Source organism: Bacillus cereus group sp. BfR-BA-01355, assembly GCF_022663675.1.
Classification (GTDB): Bacteria; Bacillota; Bacilli; order Bacillales; family Bacillaceae_G; genus Bacillus_A; species Bacillus_A thuringiensis_S.
This window is the reverse complement of sequence record NZ_JAKUFY010000022.1, coordinates 35,286-53,781: the sequence shown is the minus strand read 5'-3', so window position 1 is coordinate 53,781 and position 18,496 is coordinate 35,286. Positions and strand designations below refer to the sequence as shown.

The window sequence follows — 18,496 nt, the reverse complement described above, 5'->3', positions numbered from 1 at the left end:
TATGAAAAATGAGCTTCATGTAATCTCAAATGGTCACATGTCATTCGAAGAGTTAGTGAGTGTAGCGATGCAAATTGAGAGCGAGATTGATTATTTGCATATTCGTGAGCGTGAGAAAAGTACGAAGGAATTATATGAAGGGGTGGAAAGCCTTTTGAAAAAAGGCTTTCCAGCATCAAAGCTTGTTATCAATGATCGAATTGATATTGCTATTTTATTAAATATCCCGCGTGTACAGCTAGGGTATCGAAGCACAGATGTAAGGTCAGTGAAAGAAAAGTTTTCTTATTTGCATGTCGGTTATTCCGTACATTCTTTAGAAGAGGCGATAGAGGCTTTTAAGAACGGGGCTGATTCGCTCGTTTATGGTCATGTATTCCTAACAGAGTGTAAAAAAGGTGTGCCAGCGAGAGGGCTTGAAGAAATTTCGGACATTGCAAGGAGCTTATCGATACCAATTATAGCTATTGGAGGGATTACTCCTGAGAATACAAAGGATATTCTGGCAAGTGAAGTAAGTGGAATTGCTGTTATGTCTGGAATTTTAAGTAGTAGTAACCCGTATAGCAAAGCGAAGTCTTATAAGGAATCAATAAGAAAGTGGGCGGAAAAACATGTGTGAGAAGTATGATGTAGCGATTATTGGTGGTGGTGTAATTGGTAGTTCAGTTGCACATTTTCTAGCAGAAAGAGGACATAAAGTAGCGATTGTAGAGAAGCAAAAAATTGCATCGGAAGCTTCGAAAGCAGCTGCTGGTTTACTTGGTGTTCAAGCAGAATGGGATGCGTATGATCCGCTATTTGAACTTGCTAGAGAAAGCCGAGCTATATTTCCACAACTTGCAGCAGTTTTACGTGAAAAGACGGGTATTGATATTGGATATGAAGAAAAAGGAATTTATCGTATTGCTCAAAATGCAGATGAGAAGGAAAGAATTCTTCACATTATGGATTGGCAGCAGAAAACAGGTGAAGATTCTTATTTTCTAACGGGAGACCATGTGCGGGAAAAAGAGCCATATCTATCCGAATCTATTATAGGAGCAGTATATTATCCGAAAGACGGTCATGTTATTGCACCAGAGCTTACGAAAGCATTTGCACATTCTGCGACAATTTCCGGTGCGGATATATATGAGCAAACAGAAGTATTTGATATCCGTATTGAAAATAATAAAGTGACTGGAGTTATTACAAGTGAAGGTATTGTCACATGTGAGAAAGTCGTTATTGCAGGAGGTTCATGGAGTACGCAGTTACTCAGTTATTTTCACCGTGATTGGGGTACATATCCAGTTAAAGGAGAAGTGGTTGCGGTAAAAAGTAGAAAACAACTTTTAAAAGCACCTATTTTTCAAGAAAGATTTTACATTACTCCAAAGCGCGGTGGACGTTACGTAATTGGGGCAACAATGAAGCCACATACGTTCAATAAAACTGTGCAGCCAGAAAGTATAACTTCTATATTAGAGCGTGCTTATACAATATTGCCAGCTTTAAAAGAAGCAGAATGGGAAAGCACGTGGGCAGGATTACGACCACAATCGAATCATGAAGCTCCTTATATGGGAGAGCATGAAGAAATAAAAGGTTTATATGCTTGCACGGGCCATTATCGAAACGGTATTTTATTAAGTCCTGTTTCTGGCCAATATATGGCTGATTTAATAGAAGGAAAGCAAGAGAATCATTTGCTAGATTCATTGCTTTCTAAAACGGTTTAGAAAGGGGATGGAAGTTTGAATTTGAAAATTAATGGTAATCAAATTGAAGTGCCAGAGAGTGTAAAAACAGTAGCCGAGCTACTTACACATTTAGAGCTAGATAACAGAATTGTTGTAGTAGAGCGTAATAAAGATATTTTACAAAAAGATGATCATACAGATACATCTGTTTTTGATGGAGACCAAATTGAGATTGTAACTTTCGTAGGAGGCGGTTGATTATGTTAAACATTGGACCATTTTCATTTCATTCTAGACTTTTATTAGGAACAGGTAAATTCCCTGATTTTGACGTACAGCAAAAGGCAATTGACGTTTCTGAAGCTGAAATTTTAACGTTTGCAGTACGTCGTATGGATATCTTTGATGCAAAGCAACCTAATTTATTAGAGAAACTTGATGTGAAAAAATATAAGTTATTACCAAATACAGCAGGGGCAAAAAATGCTGAAGAGGCTGTTCGCATTGCAAAATTAGCAAAAGCGTCTGGGCTTTGTGACATGATAAAGGTAGAAGTTATTGGTGATGATAGAACGTTATTACCGGATCCGGTAGAAACGTTAAAGGCATCTGAAAAGTTACTGGAAGAAGGATTTATCGTACTTCCGTACACATCTGATGATGTTGTATTAGTACGTAAATTACAAGAGCTTGGCGTGCATGCGATTATGCCAGGAGCATCTCCAATCGGATCAGGACTTGGTATTGTAAATCCATTAAATTTGGGCTTCATTATTGAACAAGCGACAGTACCAGTTATCGTTGATGCTGGTATTGGTAGCCCAGCTGATGCGGCATTTGCAATGGAATTAGGAGCAGATGGTGTGTTATTAAATACAGCTGTATCAGGAGCAAAAGATCCTATTAAAATGGCACAAGCAATGAAACTAAGTATTGAAGCAGGCCGTTTAGGATTTGAAGCAGGTCGTATTGCACGTAAGCGCTGTGCAACTGCAAGTAGTCCTTTAGAAGGAATGAGCGTAGTTGAATAATCGATATTCTCGCCAAGAACTATTTTCTCCAATTGGAGCAGAAGGGCAGCAAAAGATAAGAGAAAAGCATGTACTTATTATCGGTGCAGGTGCATTAGGTAGTGCAAATGCAGAGATGTTTGTAAGAGCGGGTGTGGGCAAGATAACAATTGTTGACCGTGATTATGTAGATTGGAGTAATTTACAAAGACAACAATTGTATGCAGAGAGCGACGTAAAGAATAATCTCCCAAAAGCTATAGCGGCTAAAAAACGTTTAGAAGAGATTAATAGCGATGTAACAATAAAAGCTCTCGTTCAAGATGTAACAGCTGAAGAGCTAGAAGAACTTGTTACAAACGTTGATGTAATTATTGATGCGACTGATAATTTCGAAACACGCTTTATTGTGAATGATATAGCACAAAAATATTCTATTCCATGGATTTACGGTGCATGTGTAGGTAGTTACGGTCTTTCTTACACAATCCTTCCTAGTAAAACACCGTGTTTATCATGTTTATTACAGTCGATTCCGCTTGGCGGGGCAACATGTGATACAGCGGGTATTATATCACCTGCTGTATCTCTTGTCGTTTCTCATCAAGTAACAGAAGCTCTTAAACTGTTAGTAGAAGATTACGAATCACTTCGAGATGGGCTTGTATCGTTTGATATGTGGAAGAATGAGTATTTATGTATGAATGTACAAAAGCTTCGCCAGCATAATTGTCCTTCATGTGGAGAGAATGCGATATACCCGTATTTAAATAAAGAAAACACATCGAAAACAGCAGTTTTATGCGGGCGAAATACAGTTCAAATTAGACCACCTCATAAAGAGGAAATGGATTTTGAGAGGTACAAAAAGCTGCTGGATGATCGTGTAAATGATTTAAATGTAAATCCATATTTATTATCATTTTCTGTGGAAGAAAAGAGATTAGTTGCTTTTAAAGATGGTCGTGTACTCGTACATGGAACGAAAGATATAAGCGAAGCAAAAACGATTTATCATCGCTATTTTGGATAGAAAAGGATGAGTGGGATGAAAGTGAATAAAGCTTTAACAATTGCAGGGTCTGATAGCGGCGGCGGTGCTGGAATTCAGGCAGATTTAAAAACATTCCAAGAGCTTGGTGTATACGGAATGACGGCTATTACGGCAATTACTGCTCAAAACACGCTTGGCGTTCAAGGGGTATATCCTGTTCCGTTAGAAGGTATTACAGAACAGCTGAATTCAATTGGTACGGATTTAACACCAGATGCAGTGAAACTAGGAATGTTATTTAGTAGTGAAATAATTCAAATTGTTGCAGAACAAATTAAAAAGTTTGGCTGGAATAATATTGTGCTAGATCCCGTTATGATTGCAAAAGGCGGTGCATCATTATTACAGCAAGAAGCAGTTCAAGCATTAAAAGAATATTTATTACCAGTAGCAACTGTTATAACACCGAATGTCCCAGAAGCAGAAGTGTTAACTGGGATGGAGATTCATAATATTGAAGATAGTAAGGAAGCTGCAAAAGTATTGCACGAATTAGGTGCTAAATATGTGCTTATGAAGGGCGGACATGCAGAATATCAAGGTAATGAAGTAATTGATTTCCTCTTTGATGGAGAAAAATTTATTGAGTTTAGAAGCGAGCGAATTCCTTCAAAGCAAACGCATGGAAGTGGGTGTACATTTGCTTCAGCGGTTACAGCAGGACTTGCGAAAGGATACTTAATTAAAGATGCTGTTCAAGAAGCAAAACGATTTATTAGTATAGCAATTGAAGAGCCATTGAATATTGGTAGTGGTCATGGACCGACGAATCATTTTGCGTATAAAGTGAATAGAACGCGTGTATAGATAAGTGAAAAGCCAGTTTTATAACTGGCTTTTTTTCTGTTTACTTTTTCAAAATACAGGAGTAATATATCAGCCAGAATATATTTTTTTGTAAACGCTGAGTCCAATTATATGGAGCGGAGGAACCAATTTGTGCGTCTGCACTAGGGGTGAATCTTTCAAATTTGAAAGTAGGGCTACTCTCAAAGTCCGAATCCGACAGCTAACTTCGTAAGCGTCTTGAGAGAGGACGGTGCCATGATGGATACATCACTTCATCGATCTGATTAGTATAGGGGAATATCAATCTATGTTTGATTTCTTTTATACTAAGGAGGATGAGGTACATGGAACTAACACTTATTTGTGTTGGAGAAGAAAGTAAGGTAGATAGTTTAAGAGATCTAGTATCATTTCAACATGAGTTAATTATTTTTACGGCAAATGAAGAGATAGCGGCTGAAGTTAGGAATTGTGGGTTTGATTGGACTTATAGTTGCAGTAAGGAGCAGGACTTTACTAGTATTTGTGAGTGTATTAAGAAGGTGATTTTACTAGGAGATGAGCTTCCAATCGTTAGTTTCTTCACAGAACACATTCGCTTTTCTTTTCAAGCACCTATTACTGTTGTTACAAGGAATAAACGATATCCAGCGAGGCTCTATGAAACAATTGGAGCTAAATTTGTCGTGTTTACGAATTGTGATAATATTTCTTTTTTATTTTTTGAATAGGGTGGAGGAAAAGAAGATGAAAGTGTTGTTACTAGGAGATATAGCGAATCGTTGGGCGGTATCAGTAGAGCGAGTTCAAGAATTGGTGGTGCTGGATCCTATTTTTCCAAGGCCCTATATCATATTGCCATCGAAAGACGCTTTATATTTAAAAACAGATGTTATCGAATATGAGCAGCTACATGCAGAATTGTCACAAGTTTATATTCGCGGGAGAAATTTACGTGCTTTTTTACGAGGAGAATAAATAGTGAAATAAAAAGAGCGAATGCTAAGTGCAACAAGCTATGCACTTTATGTCATTCGCTCTTTTTATTTCGTATCGAAAAGATCATTTCTGTGAAAATGAAAGAAAAGACGAGTAAATAGATGAAAGAATATTAATAATACTCAATGTAAGCGTTTAAATAGATGGATATTTTCTTATTTTCAGTAATTTACCCCTTTACAAGTGAAATATAGAGGAGTATATTTACTCTCATAAATCATTCATAAAATTTCCAAAAAAACCTAAAATCGCTGAGTTCCAGAAATGGAGCGGGGGAACCAATTTTGTGCATCGTCACTTGGGGTGAATCTTTCAGTTTTGAAAGTAGGGCTACTCTTTAGGCCCGAATCCGACAGCTAACCTCGTAAGCGTTTAGAGAGGAGGTTTACTTTTTGTTGTTCATTTTTTGAACACTGAGTAGAGCTCAGTGTTCTTTTTTAATATTTAAATGGTAAATTTTAACAAAATGAAGAGAGGGATAGTTATGTTAGATGTTGTAATGGTCGGGATTTTTATTTTATTAGTTGCATCGATGGCAAGTCTTGCAAGTTGGTCAGATAAAGTTGTGAAAGAAGGAAAGCAATCATGATGATTGTCTTATCGGTTATAGTCGCAGCAATTACAGTGTATTTAGTGTATGCATTATTAAATCCAGAGAAGTTTTAATTAGGGGGAATCATTCATTATGATTTGGGTTGCAGTCATTATTACAATGCTCTTGTTTATTTTAGTAGCAAAGCCAACGGGGATTTATTTAGAGAAAGCTTTTCAAGGTAGCAAAACGCTAGATAAAGTATTCGGGCCTTTTGAAAAACTTATTTTTAAAATTACAGGTGTAAAAGCATACAATCAAACGTGGAAACAGTACGCATTATCATTAGTTTTACTCAATGGATTTATGATTGTTGTCGTATATTTCATTTTCAGATTACAAGGTGTGTTGCCGCTAAATCCAGCACATATTGAAGGAATGGAGCCTACGCTCGCTTTTAATACAGCAATTAGTTTTATGGCTGATACAAACTTACAGCATTATAGCGGTGAAAATGGTTTATCTTATTTATCACAATTAATCGGAATTACATTTTTAATGTTTGCAGCACCAGCAACGACATTAGCACTCGTTATGGCATTTATAAGAGGGCTCGCTGGAAAAGAACTTGGTAACTTTTTCGTTGATTTTACGAGAGCGTTAACGAGAGTTTTTCTTCCTATCGCATTTATTGCGGCGCTAGTCTTTGTCGCACTTGGTGTACCACAAACGTTAGACGGGGCCGTTACAGCACAAACGATTGATGGCGCGAAACAAAGTATATTACGTGGGCCAGTTGCATCATTCGTTTCCATTAAGGAACTTGGAAATAACGGCGGTGGATTTTTCGGAGCAAACTCTACGCATCCTTTTGAAAATCCAGGACAAATGAGTAATATTTTGCAAATGATGCTTATGATGTTATTACCAACAGCACTTCCATTTACGTACGGACGAATGGTAGGAAATAAAAAACAAGGTCGCATCCTTTTCGTTTCACTTTTTATGGTGTTTTTACTAGGATTTATAACAATTACGACATCTGAACTAAACGGGAATCCGGCATTAAATGGAATGGGTATCGAACATGTACAAGGAAGTACAGAAGGGAAAGAAGTACGATTTGGAACGGTATTTTCTTCACTATACGCAACGGTAACGACAGCTGCTGAAACAGGCGCCGTTAATACGATGCATGATACGTTAACACCAATTGGCGGTTTAGTTCCACTTGTAAATATGATGTTAAACACAGTATATGGCGGCGTTGGAGCAGGTTTTGTAAATATTATTATGTATGCAATTATTGCAGTGTTTATATCTGGGTTAATGGTTGGACGGACACCAGAGTTTTTAGGTAAAAAGATTGAAGGTAAGGAAATGAAATTAATTGCGGTCACGATTTTATTTCATCCATTGCTCATTTTAGGCTTTTCGGCATTAGCTCTTTCAACAAATTTAGGGACGGATGCTATTTCTCATTCCGGTTTCCACGGTTTAACGCAAGTTGTATATGAATATACATCGTCAGCTGCGAATAACGGATCTGGATTTGAAGGATTAGGAGATAATACACCGTTTTGGAATATTACGACTGGTTTAGTTATGTTTTTAGGACGTTACTTCAGTTTAATTACGATGCTAGCTGTGGCAGCTTCGTTGAAAGAAAAAACGGTAGTGCCAGAAACAGTCGGAACGTTCCGTACAGATAATAGTTTATTTGGTGGTATCTTTATCGGAACAATTGTAATTGTTGGTGCATTAACATTCTTCCCGATGTTAGTACTCGGACCAATTGCAGAATTTCTTACATTGAAGTAATGGAGGGTAAATGATGAGACCGGTAGTAGTAAAAGAAAAACAATTAAATGAGTCACAAATACATGCTGTAGAAGATGAAGTTAGACAAGCGAAAACGATGGATCGTGATATCGTAACACATGCGATGAAGCAATCCATTGCGAAATTGAATCCGAAAGTCATGATAAAGAATCCGATTATGTTCGTTGTGGAAATTGGATTTATCATTACGTTCATTTTATCTTTTCTTCCAAGTAGTTCTAGTAGTATACCAGGTTGGTTTAATATAACAGTTTCTCTCATTCTATTATTTACAGTTTTATTTGCGAATTTTGCAGAAGCATTAGCAGAAGGTCGTGGTAAAGCGCAAGCCGATTCTTTAAAGCAGTCGAAGAAAGATGTGTTTGCAAATGTTGTAAAAGAAAATGGAGACATTGTCCAAGTTTCAGCAACTGATCTTACAAAAGGTGACGTTGTTATCGTAAAACAAGGAGAAATGATTCCGAATGATGGCGAAGTAATCAAAGGATTAGCATCTGTAGATGAATCTGCAATTACAGGGGAATCAGCTCCTGTAATAAAAGAAGCGGGCGGCGATTTTTGTTCCGTAACAGGCGGGACGATGGTCGTAAGTGATGAGATTACAATTGTCATTACGAGTAATCCTGGTGAATCATTTATTGATAAAATGATTTCGTTAGTAGAAGGAGCTGCTCGTCAAAAAACGCCGAATGAGATTGCTTTAAATACAGTATTAACGAGTTTAACGCTTATTTTCTTAATCGTTGTTGTGACGTTGCCGATTTTTACAAACTATTTAGGATTTCAAATTGATACAGCTGTACTTGTAGCGTTGTTAGTTTGTTTAATTCCAACGACAATTGGTGGTTTATTATCAGCAATTGGTATTGCCGGGATGGACCGCGTGACAAAGTTCAATGTGTTAGCGATGTCGGGTAAAGCAGTAGAAGCTGCGGGTGATATTAATACAATCATTTTAGATAAAACAGGTACGATTACTTTCGGGAACCGAATGGCACATACATTGCTTCCTGTAGGAAATGAGACGATTGGGCAAGTAGGGAAATGGGCCGCGATTAGTTCAGTTTTAGATGAAACACCAGAAGGTCGATCAGTTATAGAATATGTAAAAACGAAAGCTATATCATATAATCGAGAAATTGCAGAGCAAGGTGATTTTGTTCCGTTCAAAGCAGAAACGAGAATGAGTGGTGTGGATTTACAGGATGGAACGAAAGTGAGAAAAGGTGCTGTAGGTAGCGTAATTGAATGGGTTAGGTCACAAGGTGGAACGATTCCGAAAGATGTAAATCAAAAAGCAGATTCCATTTCCAAAGAGGGCGGGACACCACTTGTAGTTGCAGTGGATAATCGTATTTACGGTTTAATTTATTTAAAGGATACAGTAAAGCCAGGTATGCGTGAGCGTTTTGAACAATTGCGCCAAATGGGGATTAAAACGGTTATGTGTACAGGTGATAACCCGTTAACAGCAGCAACGATTGCAAAAGAAGCAGGGGTAGATGAGTTTGTTGCTGAGTGTAAGCCAGAAGATAAAATTGCGGTTATTAAAGCAGAGCAAGATAAAGGGAAACTTGTAGCGATGACAGGTGATGGTACAAATGATGCGCCGGCATTAGCGCAGGCTGACGTTGGATTAGCGATGAATAGTGGTACGACAGCTGCGAAAGAAGCAGCGAATATGATTGATTTAGATTCGAACCCGACAAAAATTATTGAGGTTGTAGGGATTGGTAAGCAATTGTTAATGACGCGTGGTGCGTTAACGACGTTTAGTATTGCGAACGATATTGCAAAATATTTTGCAATCATTCCAGCGATGTTTACACTTGCGATTCCGCAAATGGAGGCATTAAACATTATGAAACTAACATCACCACTGTCAGCGATTTTATCAGCATTACTATTTAATGCAGTTATTATTCCATTACTCATTCCATTGGCGATGAAAGGTATCGCATATAAACCAATGAGTTCGAATGCACTACTTGGCCGAAACCTACTTATTTATGGACTTGGCGGAGTGATTGTACCATTCATTGGAATTAAAGTAATTGATATAATTGTCGGCTTGTTCATATAAGGAAGAGGGGAAAAAGATGGCGAAGAAACAAAGTATACTATCACCAATTATCCGTATTACTTTTACATTTTTAGTGTTGTGCGGGCTTGTATATCCGCTTATTGTTACTGGTATTGCACAAGCAGTAATGAAGGATAATGCGGATGGAAGTCTAATATATAATGATAAAAATGAAGTGATTGGTTCTAAATTAATTGGTCAAAACTTCACGGATCCACGTTATTTTCAAGGGCGTGTTTCTAGTATTGAATATAAGGCTGAAGCATCTGGTTCAAATAACTATGCACCATCTAATCCAGATTTAGAGAAACGAGTAGAGAAAAGTATTGAAGAGTGGAAGAAACAAAATCGGGCTGTTCCGGTAACAGAATTGCCGATTGATCTAGTGACGAATTCAGGTTCAGGGCTAGATCCTGATATTAGTCCGCAGGCAGCTTCTGTGCAGGTGGATCGTATCTCTAAATTAACGAATATTCCGAAAGAAACGCTAAATCAGTTGATTAAAGATCAAACAGAAGGTGCTGCACTTGGCTTATTTGGAGAGAACCGCGTAAACGTTTTAAAGTTAAATTTAGAATTGCAGAAACTACTGAAATAGAAACAACGCTACCTCAATCTAACGGATTGAGGTAGCGTTGTTTCGAAAGAAAGGTTGTGAGTGTTTTGTATGCGGATGACTATAAACCAACTTTTCAAAGGCGAACACCAGAAGAGTATTTAGAATATATTCGTCAGCAAAACCGCGGGAAGTTAAAGTTATATGTAGGAGCGGCTCCAGGAGTAGGAAAAAGTTATAAAATGCTCTTTGATGCAAGAGAAATGAAAAAGGATGGTACGGATATTGTAATTGGTTTAATTGAAACGCACGGTAGAAAAGAGACGGAAGAAGCAATTGCTGATTTAGAAAAAGTTCCTTTAAAAGAAATAGAGTATAAAGGGAAAGTATTTTATGAACTCGATGTGGAAGGAATTATAAAACGTGCACCGCAAGTCGTTGTTGTGGATGAACTTGCGCATAGCAATATTCCTGGATCTAAAAATAAGAAACGTTATATGGATGTACAGGAATTGCTAGATGCCGGTATATCCGTCTTATCAGCTTTTAATATTCAACATTTAGAAAGTGTTCATGACATTGTTGCTCAAATTACGAATGTTAAAGTGCGAGAACGTATTCCAGATTTTATTTTACAAAAAGCAAATGAAATTCAGCTCGTTGATGCAACGCCGGAAGTATTAAGGAAGAGGTTAATAGATGGAAAGATATATAAGGAAGAAAAAATAGAGCAAAGCTTACAAAATTTCTTTACGCTTAATAATTTAGGGGCACTAAGAGAATTATCACTTCGGGAAGTGGCAGATGATATGGACGAGAAAATTAGCCAAACAGTAATAGAACCGATTGGTGTAAAAGAAAAAATTCTTGTTTGTGTACAATACAGTTCGACAGCGGAGAAATTAATACGACGGGGATGGCGCATGGCTGATCGGTTAAATGCTGAATTGTACGTATTAAACGTTGAGAGGGAAAATATAGATTCTATTTCAGCTGGGAAAAAGCAGACGATTGAAGAGTGGAAGTCGTTAACGAATCAATTTGATGCGAGTTTTGTTTTAGAAGAGGCAAAAGGAAGAAAGCCAGCGGATGTTATTATTGAAGTTGCGAAAAGACTACAAGTAACGCAAATTTTACTCGGACAATCAGCAAGAACAAGGTGGGAAGAAATTCGAAAAGGTTCAATTGTAAATGAAATTATGAGAGAAACGAAGTATATTGATATTCATATCGTTGCAGATCAAAGAGTTTAGAATAGAGACCATCTATAGGTCTCTATTTTGCTTTTTGTACAGCCTGAAAACGTAGCATTTTCATTGCGCATAAAATGATAAATAGAAATGTAATTGCACCTAGGAAGAAAATCCAAAAGTAATTTTGATTAAATACAAGAAATCCACCTACAAGTGGCCCTGTGCCCATACCGAGATAGCGTATGAAGTTATACATACCGATGGCTGTTGCGCGTTCTTGTACGAATTCCTCCGTTAATAAAGTAGTGTGAGTTGGCATAGAAAGTCCCATGCTAAAACCGTATAAAGAGGTAACGATAATGACGGTTGGGATATTGTTGCTATATGCTAAAGAGAATAAAGTGATACATATAATATTGAAGAAACTAGTGATGAATAAAGCTTGCTTTGTTGTGAGGCGTTTTTGCAAAAGCTTGTAGCAATAACTTCCTAGCATGATAGAAAGAGACATTGGTACAAACATAAGACCAATTGCATTTGCAGCTAAATGAAATGAATTTGCTAAAATGCTCGGTAAAAAAACGAGAAAGCAAAAGTAAATACAAAATTGAATGAAGCCAATAAGAGTAATAGAAAATCCAGTTTTATTTTTTAAGATAAACCAGCAATTTTTTTTTGCTTGCGGTTGCTTACTTACAGTTGGCTTTGTTTCTGGAAGTAGTGAAATGTTTATAATTAATAAGATAATGCCAAGTGTAGATAAAAAGAGAAATACGGATAAGTGGCCATTTATACTGCCGAGATAACCACCTATGAGAGGGCCAATCGCAGGAGCGAGAGCAAGTAACATTTGATACAGGCTCATCGCTTCTCCGCGTTCTTTTCCTTCAAATAAATCGCCGATAATCGTTGCTGAAACTACAGGTATAGCCGCTATTCCTATAGCTTGAACAGCTCTAAAAAAGAGAAATAAATAAATGTTTGCCGAAAAAGCACATCCGATTGAACCAATTGTACTAATGACTAAACTAGGGATAAGGACAGATTTTCTCCCTTTTGTATCAATTAAAGGTCCATATACGAGCTGCATAATTGCAAGAACGAATGTGAAAAGTGAAACTGTTACATTTACAAGATAAAGAGAAGTGTGAAAAGAATTTTGAATCATCGGTAAGATAGGTGTGTAAATATTTTGAGCGAAGGAACCGAGTAAGGCACTAATACAGACAACATATAAAATGAAAGTTAGTTTAGATTTTTTCATCTTGTTAACCTCCTTGTATTTTAGTTTCCTTGGAAACTAAAATTATTTTAACATGATTTTCTCACTTGTAAAGATGAAAAAATAATTTTAAAATGGTATATAGTTAAATTGTTTCTTTGGAAACTTAGGAGGCGAACGGATTGAAGCATACAACGAAGCAAATGGAAATACTGTCGGACATTCGTACACTTTTGCATAAAAAAGAAGAACATTTAAAACGACAAAACGAGAAGTTTTTTTATGAGACAGGTGTAAGTAGTATGTCTTTATCTGAGTTACATGTAATCGAATGTATCGGAAAAAATGGTTTGATGAATGTAACGGCAATCACGATAGAAATGGGCATGACGAAGGGAGCGATCTCTAAAATTTGTACAAAGTTGTTTCAAAAGCAATTCGTTGAGAAGATGCAAATGTTAGATAATCAAAAAGAAATCTTCTTCCGCTTAACGGAAAGTGGGAATGAAATATATATAGCTCATGAAAAATTGCATAAGCAAGCTGAAGAAAAGTGGCTGTTACTTTTAGATGGTTATACGAAAGCAGAGCAAGACTTTATTCAAAGGTTTATAAAGGATGTCTCAGATCATTTGGAAATATAATTGGAAGAAAAAACTCCTTTTTCTCAAGTCTTTTGAATATAATTTCTGAAAGAACTCATATATAATAGAAAAAGATACTTAACATGGTGAATAATTAAAGAGTCAATATATATAGAGGAGAGAGTAACATGCTTGAAAATACGGGGTTAGTATTAGAAGGCGGCGGTATGCGTGGTGTATATACGGGCGGGATATTAGAATATTTTATGGAACAAGATTTATATTTTCCATATGTAATCGGTGTATCAGCTGGTGCTTGTCATGCAGCGTCGTATCTTTCCAGACAAAGAAATAGAAATAAAACAGTAAATATTGATTATGCATCACACCCGCAATATTTATCGTATAAAAACTTATGGAGAAAACGCCAATTATTTGATATGGAGTTCATTTTTCATGAGATTCCAGAAAAGCATGTACCGTTTGATTTTGAAACATACTTTAATAGTCCAGAGCGTTTCCTTGTAGGCACAACAGATTGTGAAACAGGACAGTCTGTTTATTTTGAAAAAGAGGGGACAAATGATGATGCACTAAATTTATTACAAGCATCTAGTTCATTACCTTTCATTGCACCTGTAGTAAATTACCGTGGTAAGCAGTTATTAGATGGAGGAATTTCTGATCCGATTCCAGTTCGTAAAGCGCAAGAAGATGGATTTAAAAAATCAGTCGTTATTTTAACGAGAAATCACGGTTACGCGAAGAAAAAATCAAAGTTTGGATGGATTGCAGCGAAAGCGTATAAAAAATATCCGAACCTTGTTAACACGATGCTGAATCGTTATGAAGTGTATAATGAAACGCTTCACTACATTGAAAAAGAAGAGCAAGCGGGTAATTTATTTGTTATTCGCCCAGAAGTGCCGCTTCAAGTAGATCGTATGGAAAAAGATACAGCAAAACTACAAAATTTATACGAGCAAGGCTATGAAGATGCAAAGAGACAGTTTGCAGATTTACAGTCGTTTTTACAAAAATAATGATTAGGCTGCGGAGAAGAATTTCTCTGCAGTCTTTTTATATTGCTACTTATACGTTACTTTTTAAAAATGTATGAATGTTTAAGTGTTTAAAGAGTTTGTAAAACATCGAGGTTTCTTATTGAGGAGAATTTATTTGAAGGATATTATGATGATGTAGCGCTACTAAACTATTAAATTTATGAGGTGCTTGTTAATGAAAGGAAAAGTTTTTTCAATTACGACTTTAGTATTATTAGCAACATCAATCTCAACAAGTGCATTCTATCCAACTCTAAGCGGTCACAAAAGCGGTAACCTACTATCTTACAGAGCTCAAACTACTACGAATCAAAATGCATCTCGTTGTTCAGTAGCAATTTCTTTTATTAAATCAAATGGAAATAATTCATATATTGAAAGCGCTTCAGACAAATTAGGATCCCATGAATCTGGAAGAGCATTAAACGCAACTGTGAGTAATGGTGCATATAACGCCTTTGGTGCAAAAGGACTATACTCGGAGCACTATGCGAATGAGAATAATGACTATCAAGAAGATACACACAAAGGTACTTTTGATAGTAATGGTAACTTACGATTACAGTGGTAAAAAATATTAAACAGTTGTTTTTATAAATATTTGGATAAGGAGAAGGGGATGTTCATCATCTCCTTCTTATTTAAAAGGAGCACAGACATGTACCTAGCTTTTAAAAATATAAAAAGTAATAAACTGTTTTTCTTAATTCTTCTTATGTCATTTTTTATTTCTTTTCTTTCTATATCAGTAGCCGCGCTTTTAACAGAGTCTAAACGAAATTTTATAGCTGCCTTTCAAATTGGTTTTCCAGAAAAGAATCAAACGTTAACTGTTCCGATAGCGAATGAAACCGAATTGGAAACGATAATTCCCCTCATACAAGATACTTTTGTGAAAAGTGATATTTACGTAGAAAATTTAAAAGCATTGAATAGTTCAGGGGCAACAAAGATCATAGCTGTGAACTTAAAAGATGATTATTATTGGAAGCCATATATTTCTGAAGGACAATATTTTCATCGTGAAAATGTAAACGATATGGTTGTTGGCGATCAAACGAATGTAGAGGAGTTATATGAATTTGATGATACATATAAAAAAATAGGAACTATATCAAGAAAGGACAGTGACGTCGGTGTAGCAGGCATATACGTTCCACTTCAAAACTTACCTACTATATCTAAAAAAGGTATTATCGCGAGTAAACAATTACAATTAACAGTTGTTAATCCTACATCATCTATTCATAACGAAATAAAAAAGTTTATGGGTAGGAGTAAAGAAGTGCTTTCGGGAGATGTTCAAATACTGAATGAACGAAATCTTCAGGAACTAGATGTGACACATGTAGATCCAGCAAATAAGTATTACTATAAATTCATTCTTGTTGCAATTGTTTCTGGCATTTCTGCGGTTTTATTTTGGATTTATAAAAAAGAAAAAGAGATTTCATTAAAAAAAGCAGTAGGTGCTTCTAATATATCTATTTATTGCGAACTATATATTCAAATTTTGTTTATTTCTCTAGTAGCGATGTTCTTAGTTTTTATTACGTTAGAAATGTTTTCGGGAACAATTCATACTTATTTTCAGACATACTTAGTAAAACCGTTAACACTATATGTATTGATATGCAATGTTGTTTTTATAATTCTTCTTACAATTTGTGTTACTGTAATTCCAATCAAGCACATTATAAATATATATCCCGGAAAACATTTAAGAACGTAGGAGGTCTTCATGTTTTTTATATTTGATTCTATACGGTCTGTGAAAAAACGGTTGTTACCAAGTTTGATTATAGTAATTTCTTTAATTATTGCATTTTCTTCAGCAATAGAATTTGTTAGTAATCTTTCCGGATATCGAAAAATGATGACGATAGCAAATAATTTATCGACTCATAAAAATTTCTATGAACTTTATGCGACGCAAGATATAACATTGTTTAGCGAAGAAAAAGCGAAAAATGATTATCAACATTTCATGCAAGGGTTATCTAATACGATACCAATAACAAATAAAACAAATTATTTGTTCCGTAACTATTCACTTAGTTTAAAAGAAGAAAATGGAACGATAAAGACTCTTATTGTTGATAAAGATATTAATAAGTACTTTCATATACGAATTTCACAAGGAAGATATTTTGAGGAATTGGAATTTCATAAATCAGTATTTGATATTAGACCTGTTATATTAGGGGCTAATTATATAGGTAAGGTATCTATTGGTGATGTTATACCATCTGGAAAAATGAAGCTAAAAGTAATTGGCTTTTTAGAAAAAAATTCACCATTCACATATCCTCGAAGCGGTGAAATATCGGATAATCGTATTACATTATTAGATGACATGGCGATTTTACCAATTGGAACAGAAGAAATAGAGTTCTATAGTGCAGAACTTTTATACAATGGGTTAATTATAGAAACAAATGAGAAGATAAATATAAATGAATTTCAAAAGAAAGTATTAAAGGTAACAGAAGGTAAGGGTTATTCGTATTATGTTACAAATCCGAATAAATTGTTAGAAAATGAAAAACAAGGTATTGATAATATGTCATACCCCTTATTATTAAGCGGTACAGTCTTATTTTTTTCATTTCTATCTATCGTATTAACATCAATGGCAGCACTTTATATGGAGTGTAAAAATATTTCTATTAAATCAGCGTTAGGTGCAAGCACTTTTCAAATATGTCTTCCATTTATTATTGAGTATATGTTGCTATTCGTTTTATCGATATGTTTAGGAATAATGTATTTTCAATGGGAGAATAGCGGAGTAATTGAAATTCAGAAAGGGCTAGAAAATAGTATAGTATCTTTCTTTGGAACGTTAAAAGTCTCTATAGAATCATTGGTTGTTATAGGTGCTTTATCAATTATAATGATCTTCATTATATATGCAATCATTTATTTCACTGTATTAAAAATAAAAAAATATATATGAAAGAGGTGTTATAGATGATTAGGCTTGAAAATGTAGCGAAGTGCTTTGGACATAGTAATTTTAGTGCTTTAAAAGATATTAATCTTACAATAGAACAAGGCGAAATGATAGCTATTATGGGCCCCTCTGGTTCAGGGAAATCTACTCTTCTTAACATTATTGGCTTAATTGATAGCCCCTCTACTGGAAAGTATTTTTTAGATGGAGTGGATACAAGTACATTAAAGGCAAACTATCATAAGTATAGAAATACGGAAGTGGGATTTGTGTTTCAGAACTTTTCGCTATTAGATGATTATACAGTTGTTGAAAATGTAATGCTTCCGCTTGTATATAGAAGAATTTCTCATAAGAAACGTATGCAAATTTCAAAAGAAATGCTGAAAATGGTAGGGATTGAGAGGCATATTAACAAATATCCTTACGAGTTATCAGGTGGAGAACAGCAAAGAACAGCAATAGCAAGGGCTTTAGCACAAGATACTAAAATTATCCTCGCTGATGAACCAACGGGTGCTCTTGATCAAGAAAACGGAAAGAAAATTATGAGCATCTTAAAAGAGATTCATAAACAAGGGAAAACGGTGCTAGTTGTAACACACGATCAAAAGGTAGCTGCATGCTGCCAGAGGACAATACGTTTGCTTGATGGATGTATGGTATAATATGGATAAAAGTATGTGAAGAGGTGATACATATGGAAAATGTATATAAAGGTCTTAGACATACTGGATTTACTATGTTGCTTATTTTTGGTGGTGTATTTTTACTGCGCTGGTTCATTCATGATGAAATGCTACTAGATCAGCTTATTGGGTTGAGTGTAGGGATGGTAATGGTTATTTCTTCAGTGTTCATTCAAAAGTACAGTAAAGAATTACAAGTAAATGAGAAGTGTTAAAAGTAACAAAAGAAAAGTAGAGC

The 18,496-nt window shown here is 35.6% G+C and carries 21 protein-coding genes, 1 pseudogene and 2 riboswitches; of the genes and pseudogenes, 21 read left to right on the top strand and 1 reads right to left on the bottom strand.

Annotation, left to right across the window (positions count from 1 at the left end; all coding sequences use genetic code 11):
• Position 1: 1 nt before the first annotated feature.
• The 14 genes from tenI to kdpDN all read left to right on the top strand — a co-directional run bounded on the left by tenI (position 2) and on the right by kdpDN (position 11,803).
• Positions 2-622 carry a thiazole tautomerase TenI gene (gene tenI / locus MR167_RS10120; protein WP_000787187.1) on the top strand — a complete coding sequence of 207 codons (621 nt, stop codon included), beginning with the start codon at positions 2-4 and terminating at the stop codon, positions 620-622.
• Positions 615-1,724, top strand: a complete 1,110-nt coding sequence (gene thiO / locus MR167_RS10115; RefSeq protein ID WP_242314526.1) for a glycine oxidase ThiO — start codon at positions 615-617, stop codon at positions 1,722-1,724. Before tenI ends, thiO begins: the two co-directional genes overlap by 8 nt.
• Positions 1,725-1,739: 15 nt before the next feature.
• Positions 1,740-1,943: a sulfur carrier protein ThiS gene (gene thiS, locus MR167_RS10110; RefSeq protein ID WP_001049505.1), complete on the top strand. Its 204-nt coding sequence runs from the start codon at positions 1,740-1,742 to the stop codon at positions 1,941-1,943.
• 2 nt (positions 1,944-1,945) lie between these two features.
• Entirely contained in the window at positions 1,946-2,716 is a 771-nt protein-coding gene (thiG, locus tag MR167_RS10105) for a thiazole synthase (RefSeq protein ID WP_242314524.1), read from the top strand.
• On the top strand, positions 2,709-3,728 hold the full coding sequence (gene thiF / locus MR167_RS10100) for a thiazole biosynthesis adenylyltransferase ThiF (protein ID WP_242314521.1): 1,020 nt from the start codon (positions 2,709-2,711) through the stop codon (positions 3,726-3,728). Before thiG ends, thiF begins: the two co-directional genes overlap by 8 nt.
• A gap of 15 nt (positions 3,729-3,743) precedes the next feature.
• Positions 3,744-4,556, top strand: coding sequence for a bifunctional hydroxymethylpyrimidine kinase/phosphomethylpyrimidine kinase (thiD, locus tag MR167_RS10095; protein WP_242314519.1), 813 nt, complete (start codon positions 3,744-3,746; stop codon positions 4,554-4,556).
• Positions 4,557-4,641: 85 nt separating this feature from the next.
• A riboswitch (cyclic di-AMP (ydaO/yuaA leader) is annotated at positions 4,642-4,789 on the top strand.
• Positions 4,790-4,882: 93 nt separating this feature from the next.
• Positions 4,883-5,269 carry a hypothetical protein gene (locus MR167_RS10090; RefSeq protein WP_000424067.1) on the top strand — a complete coding sequence of 129 codons (387 nt, stop codon included), beginning with the start codon at positions 4,883-4,885 and terminating at the stop codon, positions 5,267-5,269.
• Between the two features lie 16 nt (positions 5,270-5,285).
• Positions 5,286-5,516: a hypothetical protein gene (locus MR167_RS10085; RefSeq protein WP_000866315.1), complete on the top strand. Its 231-nt coding sequence runs from the start codon at positions 5,286-5,288 to the stop codon at positions 5,514-5,516.
• Positions 5,517-5,776: 260 nt separating this feature from the next.
• Positions 5,777-5,922, top strand: a riboswitch (cyclic di-AMP (ydaO/yuaA leader).
• Positions 5,923-6,021: 99 nt separating this feature from the next.
• Positions 6,022-6,126, top strand: a complete 105-nt coding sequence (locus MR167_RS10080; protein ID WP_000887894.1) for a SipW-dependent-type signal peptide-containing protein — start codon at positions 6,022-6,024, stop codon at positions 6,124-6,126.
• A complete protein-coding gene (gene kdpF / locus MR167_RS10075) occupies positions 6,123-6,203 on the top strand; it encodes a K(+)-transporting ATPase subunit F (protein ID WP_000973728.1) in 81 nt (26 codons plus the stop codon). Before MR167_RS10080 ends, kdpF begins: the two co-directional genes overlap by 4 nt.
• 19 nt (positions 6,204-6,222) lie before the next feature.
• Positions 6,223-7,890, top strand: a complete 1,668-nt coding sequence (kdpA, locus tag MR167_RS10070) for a potassium-transporting ATPase subunit KdpA (protein ID WP_000638328.1) — start codon at positions 6,223-6,225, stop codon at positions 7,888-7,890.
• A gap of 13 nt (positions 7,891-7,903) precedes the next feature.
• The gene (gene kdpB, locus MR167_RS10065) at positions 7,904-9,994 is read left to right on the top strand and encodes a potassium-transporting ATPase subunit KdpB (protein WP_242314517.1); all 2,091 of its coding nucleotides are present in this window, start codon (positions 7,904-7,906) and stop codon (positions 9,992-9,994) included.
• A gap of 16 nt (positions 9,995-10,010) precedes the next feature.
• Complete coding sequence (gene kdpC, locus MR167_RS10060) at positions 10,011-10,592, top strand: K(+)-transporting ATPase subunit C (protein WP_242314516.1); 582 nt, start codon at positions 10,011-10,013, stop codon at positions 10,590-10,592.
• 56 nt (positions 10,593-10,648) lie between these two features.
• Positions 10,649-11,803, top strand: a complete 1,155-nt coding sequence (gene kdpDN / locus MR167_RS10055; RefSeq protein WP_074790778.1) for a KdpD-like non-kinase potassium sensor — start codon at positions 10,649-10,651, stop codon at positions 11,801-11,803.
• Positions 11,804-11,825: 22 nt separating this feature from the next.
• Here kdpDN and MR167_RS10050 read toward each other — a convergent pair whose 3' ends face one another.
• Positions 11,826-13,007, bottom strand: a complete 1,182-nt coding sequence (locus MR167_RS10050) for an MFS transporter (RefSeq protein WP_242314514.1) — start codon at positions 13,005-13,007, stop codon at positions 11,826-11,828.
• 140 nt (positions 13,008-13,147) lie between these two features.
• Between MR167_RS10050 and MR167_RS10045 the strand changes: the two genes are divergently transcribed.
• The 7 genes and pseudogenes from MR167_RS10045 to MR167_RS10015 all read left to right on the top strand — a co-directional run bounded on the left by MR167_RS10045 (position 13,148) and on the right by MR167_RS10015 (position 18,473).
• The gene (locus MR167_RS10045; protein WP_000683325.1) at positions 13,148-13,609 is read left to right on the top strand and encodes a MarR family transcriptional regulator; all 462 of its coding nucleotides are present in this window, start codon (positions 13,148-13,150) and stop codon (positions 13,607-13,609) included.
• A 128-nt stretch (positions 13,610-13,737) separates the two neighbouring features.
• Positions 13,738-14,592: a patatin-like phospholipase family protein gene (locus MR167_RS10040; RefSeq protein WP_242314512.1), complete on the top strand. Its 855-nt coding sequence runs from the start codon at positions 13,738-13,740 to the stop codon at positions 14,590-14,592.
• A 196-nt stretch (positions 14,593-14,788) separates the two neighbouring features.
• Entirely contained in the window at positions 14,789-15,184 is a 396-nt protein-coding gene (locus tag MR167_RS10035) for a hypothetical protein (protein WP_000676983.1), read from the top strand.
• A gap of 87 nt (positions 15,185-15,271) precedes the next feature.
• Entirely contained in the window at positions 15,272-16,345 is a 1,074-nt protein-coding gene (locus MR167_RS10030; protein WP_000280233.1) for an ABC transporter permease, read from the top strand.
• Positions 16,346-16,354: 9 nt separating this feature from the next.
• Positions 16,355-17,586: pseudogene (locus MR167_RS10025) on the top strand (ABC transporter permease family protein).
• Complete coding sequence (locus tag MR167_RS10020; RefSeq protein WP_000620150.1) at positions 17,587-18,237, top strand: ABC transporter ATP-binding protein; 651 nt, start codon at positions 17,587-17,589, stop codon at positions 18,235-18,237. It abuts the pseudogene before it with no gap.
• Between the two features lie 32 nt (positions 18,238-18,269).
• Positions 18,270-18,473: a hypothetical protein gene (locus MR167_RS10015; protein WP_000432821.1), complete on the top strand. Its 204-nt coding sequence runs from the start codon at positions 18,270-18,272 to the stop codon at positions 18,471-18,473.
• The last annotated feature ends 23 nt before the right edge of the window (positions 18,474-18,496 follow it).

Bases quoted from the DNA above. Each gene is read 5' to 3' on its own strand.
- tenI (WP_000787187.1), top strand. From the start codon at position 2: ATGAAAAATGAGCTTCATGTAATCTCAAATGGTCACATGTCATTCGAA.
- thiO (WP_242314526.1), top strand. From the start codon at position 615: ATGTGTGAGAAGTATGATGTAGCGATTATTGGTGGTGGTGTAATTGGT.
- thiG (WP_242314524.1), top strand. From the start codon at position 1,946: ATGTTAAACATTGGACCATTTTCATTTCATTCTAGACTTTTATTAGGA.
- thiD (WP_242314519.1), top strand. From the start codon at position 3,744: ATGAAAGTGAATAAAGCTTTAACAATTGCAGGGTCTGATAGCGGCGGC.
- MR167_RS10090 (WP_000424067.1), top strand. From the start codon at position 4,883: ATGGAACTAACACTTATTTGTGTTGGAGAAGAAAGTAAGGTAGATAGT.
- MR167_RS10085 (WP_000866315.1), top strand. From the start codon at position 5,286: ATGAAAGTGTTGTTACTAGGAGATATAGCGAATCGTTGGGCGGTATCA.
- MR167_RS10080 (WP_000887894.1), top strand. From the start codon at position 6,022: ATGTTAGATGTTGTAATGGTCGGGATTTTTATTTTATTAGTTGCATCG.
- kdpF (WP_000973728.1), top strand. From the start codon at position 6,123: ATGATGATTGTCTTATCGGTTATAGTCGCAGCAATTACAGTGTATTTA.
- kdpA (WP_000638328.1), top strand. From the start codon at position 6,223: ATGATTTGGGTTGCAGTCATTATTACAATGCTCTTGTTTATTTTAGTA.
- kdpB (WP_242314517.1), top strand. From the start codon at position 7,904: ATGAGACCGGTAGTAGTAAAAGAAAAACAATTAAATGAGTCACAAATA.
- kdpC (WP_242314516.1), top strand. From the start codon at position 10,011: ATGGCGAAGAAACAAAGTATACTATCACCAATTATCCGTATTACTTTT.
- MR167_RS10050 (WP_242314514.1), bottom strand. From the start codon at position 13,007: ATGAAAAAATCTAAACTAACTTTCATTTTATATGTTGTCTGTATTAGT.
- MR167_RS10040 (WP_242314512.1), top strand. From the start codon at position 13,738: ATGCTTGAAAATACGGGGTTAGTATTAGAAGGCGGCGGTATGCGTGGT.
- MR167_RS10035 (WP_000676983.1), top strand. From the start codon at position 14,789: ATGAAAGGAAAAGTTTTTTCAATTACGACTTTAGTATTATTAGCAACA.
- MR167_RS10030 (WP_000280233.1), top strand. From the start codon at position 15,272: ATGTACCTAGCTTTTAAAAATATAAAAAGTAATAAACTGTTTTTCTTA.
- MR167_RS10020 (WP_000620150.1), top strand. From the start codon at position 17,587: ATGATTAGGCTTGAAAATGTAGCGAAGTGCTTTGGACATAGTAATTTT.
- MR167_RS10015 (WP_000432821.1), top strand. From the start codon at position 18,270: ATGGAAAATGTATATAAAGGTCTTAGACATACTGGATTTACTATGTTG.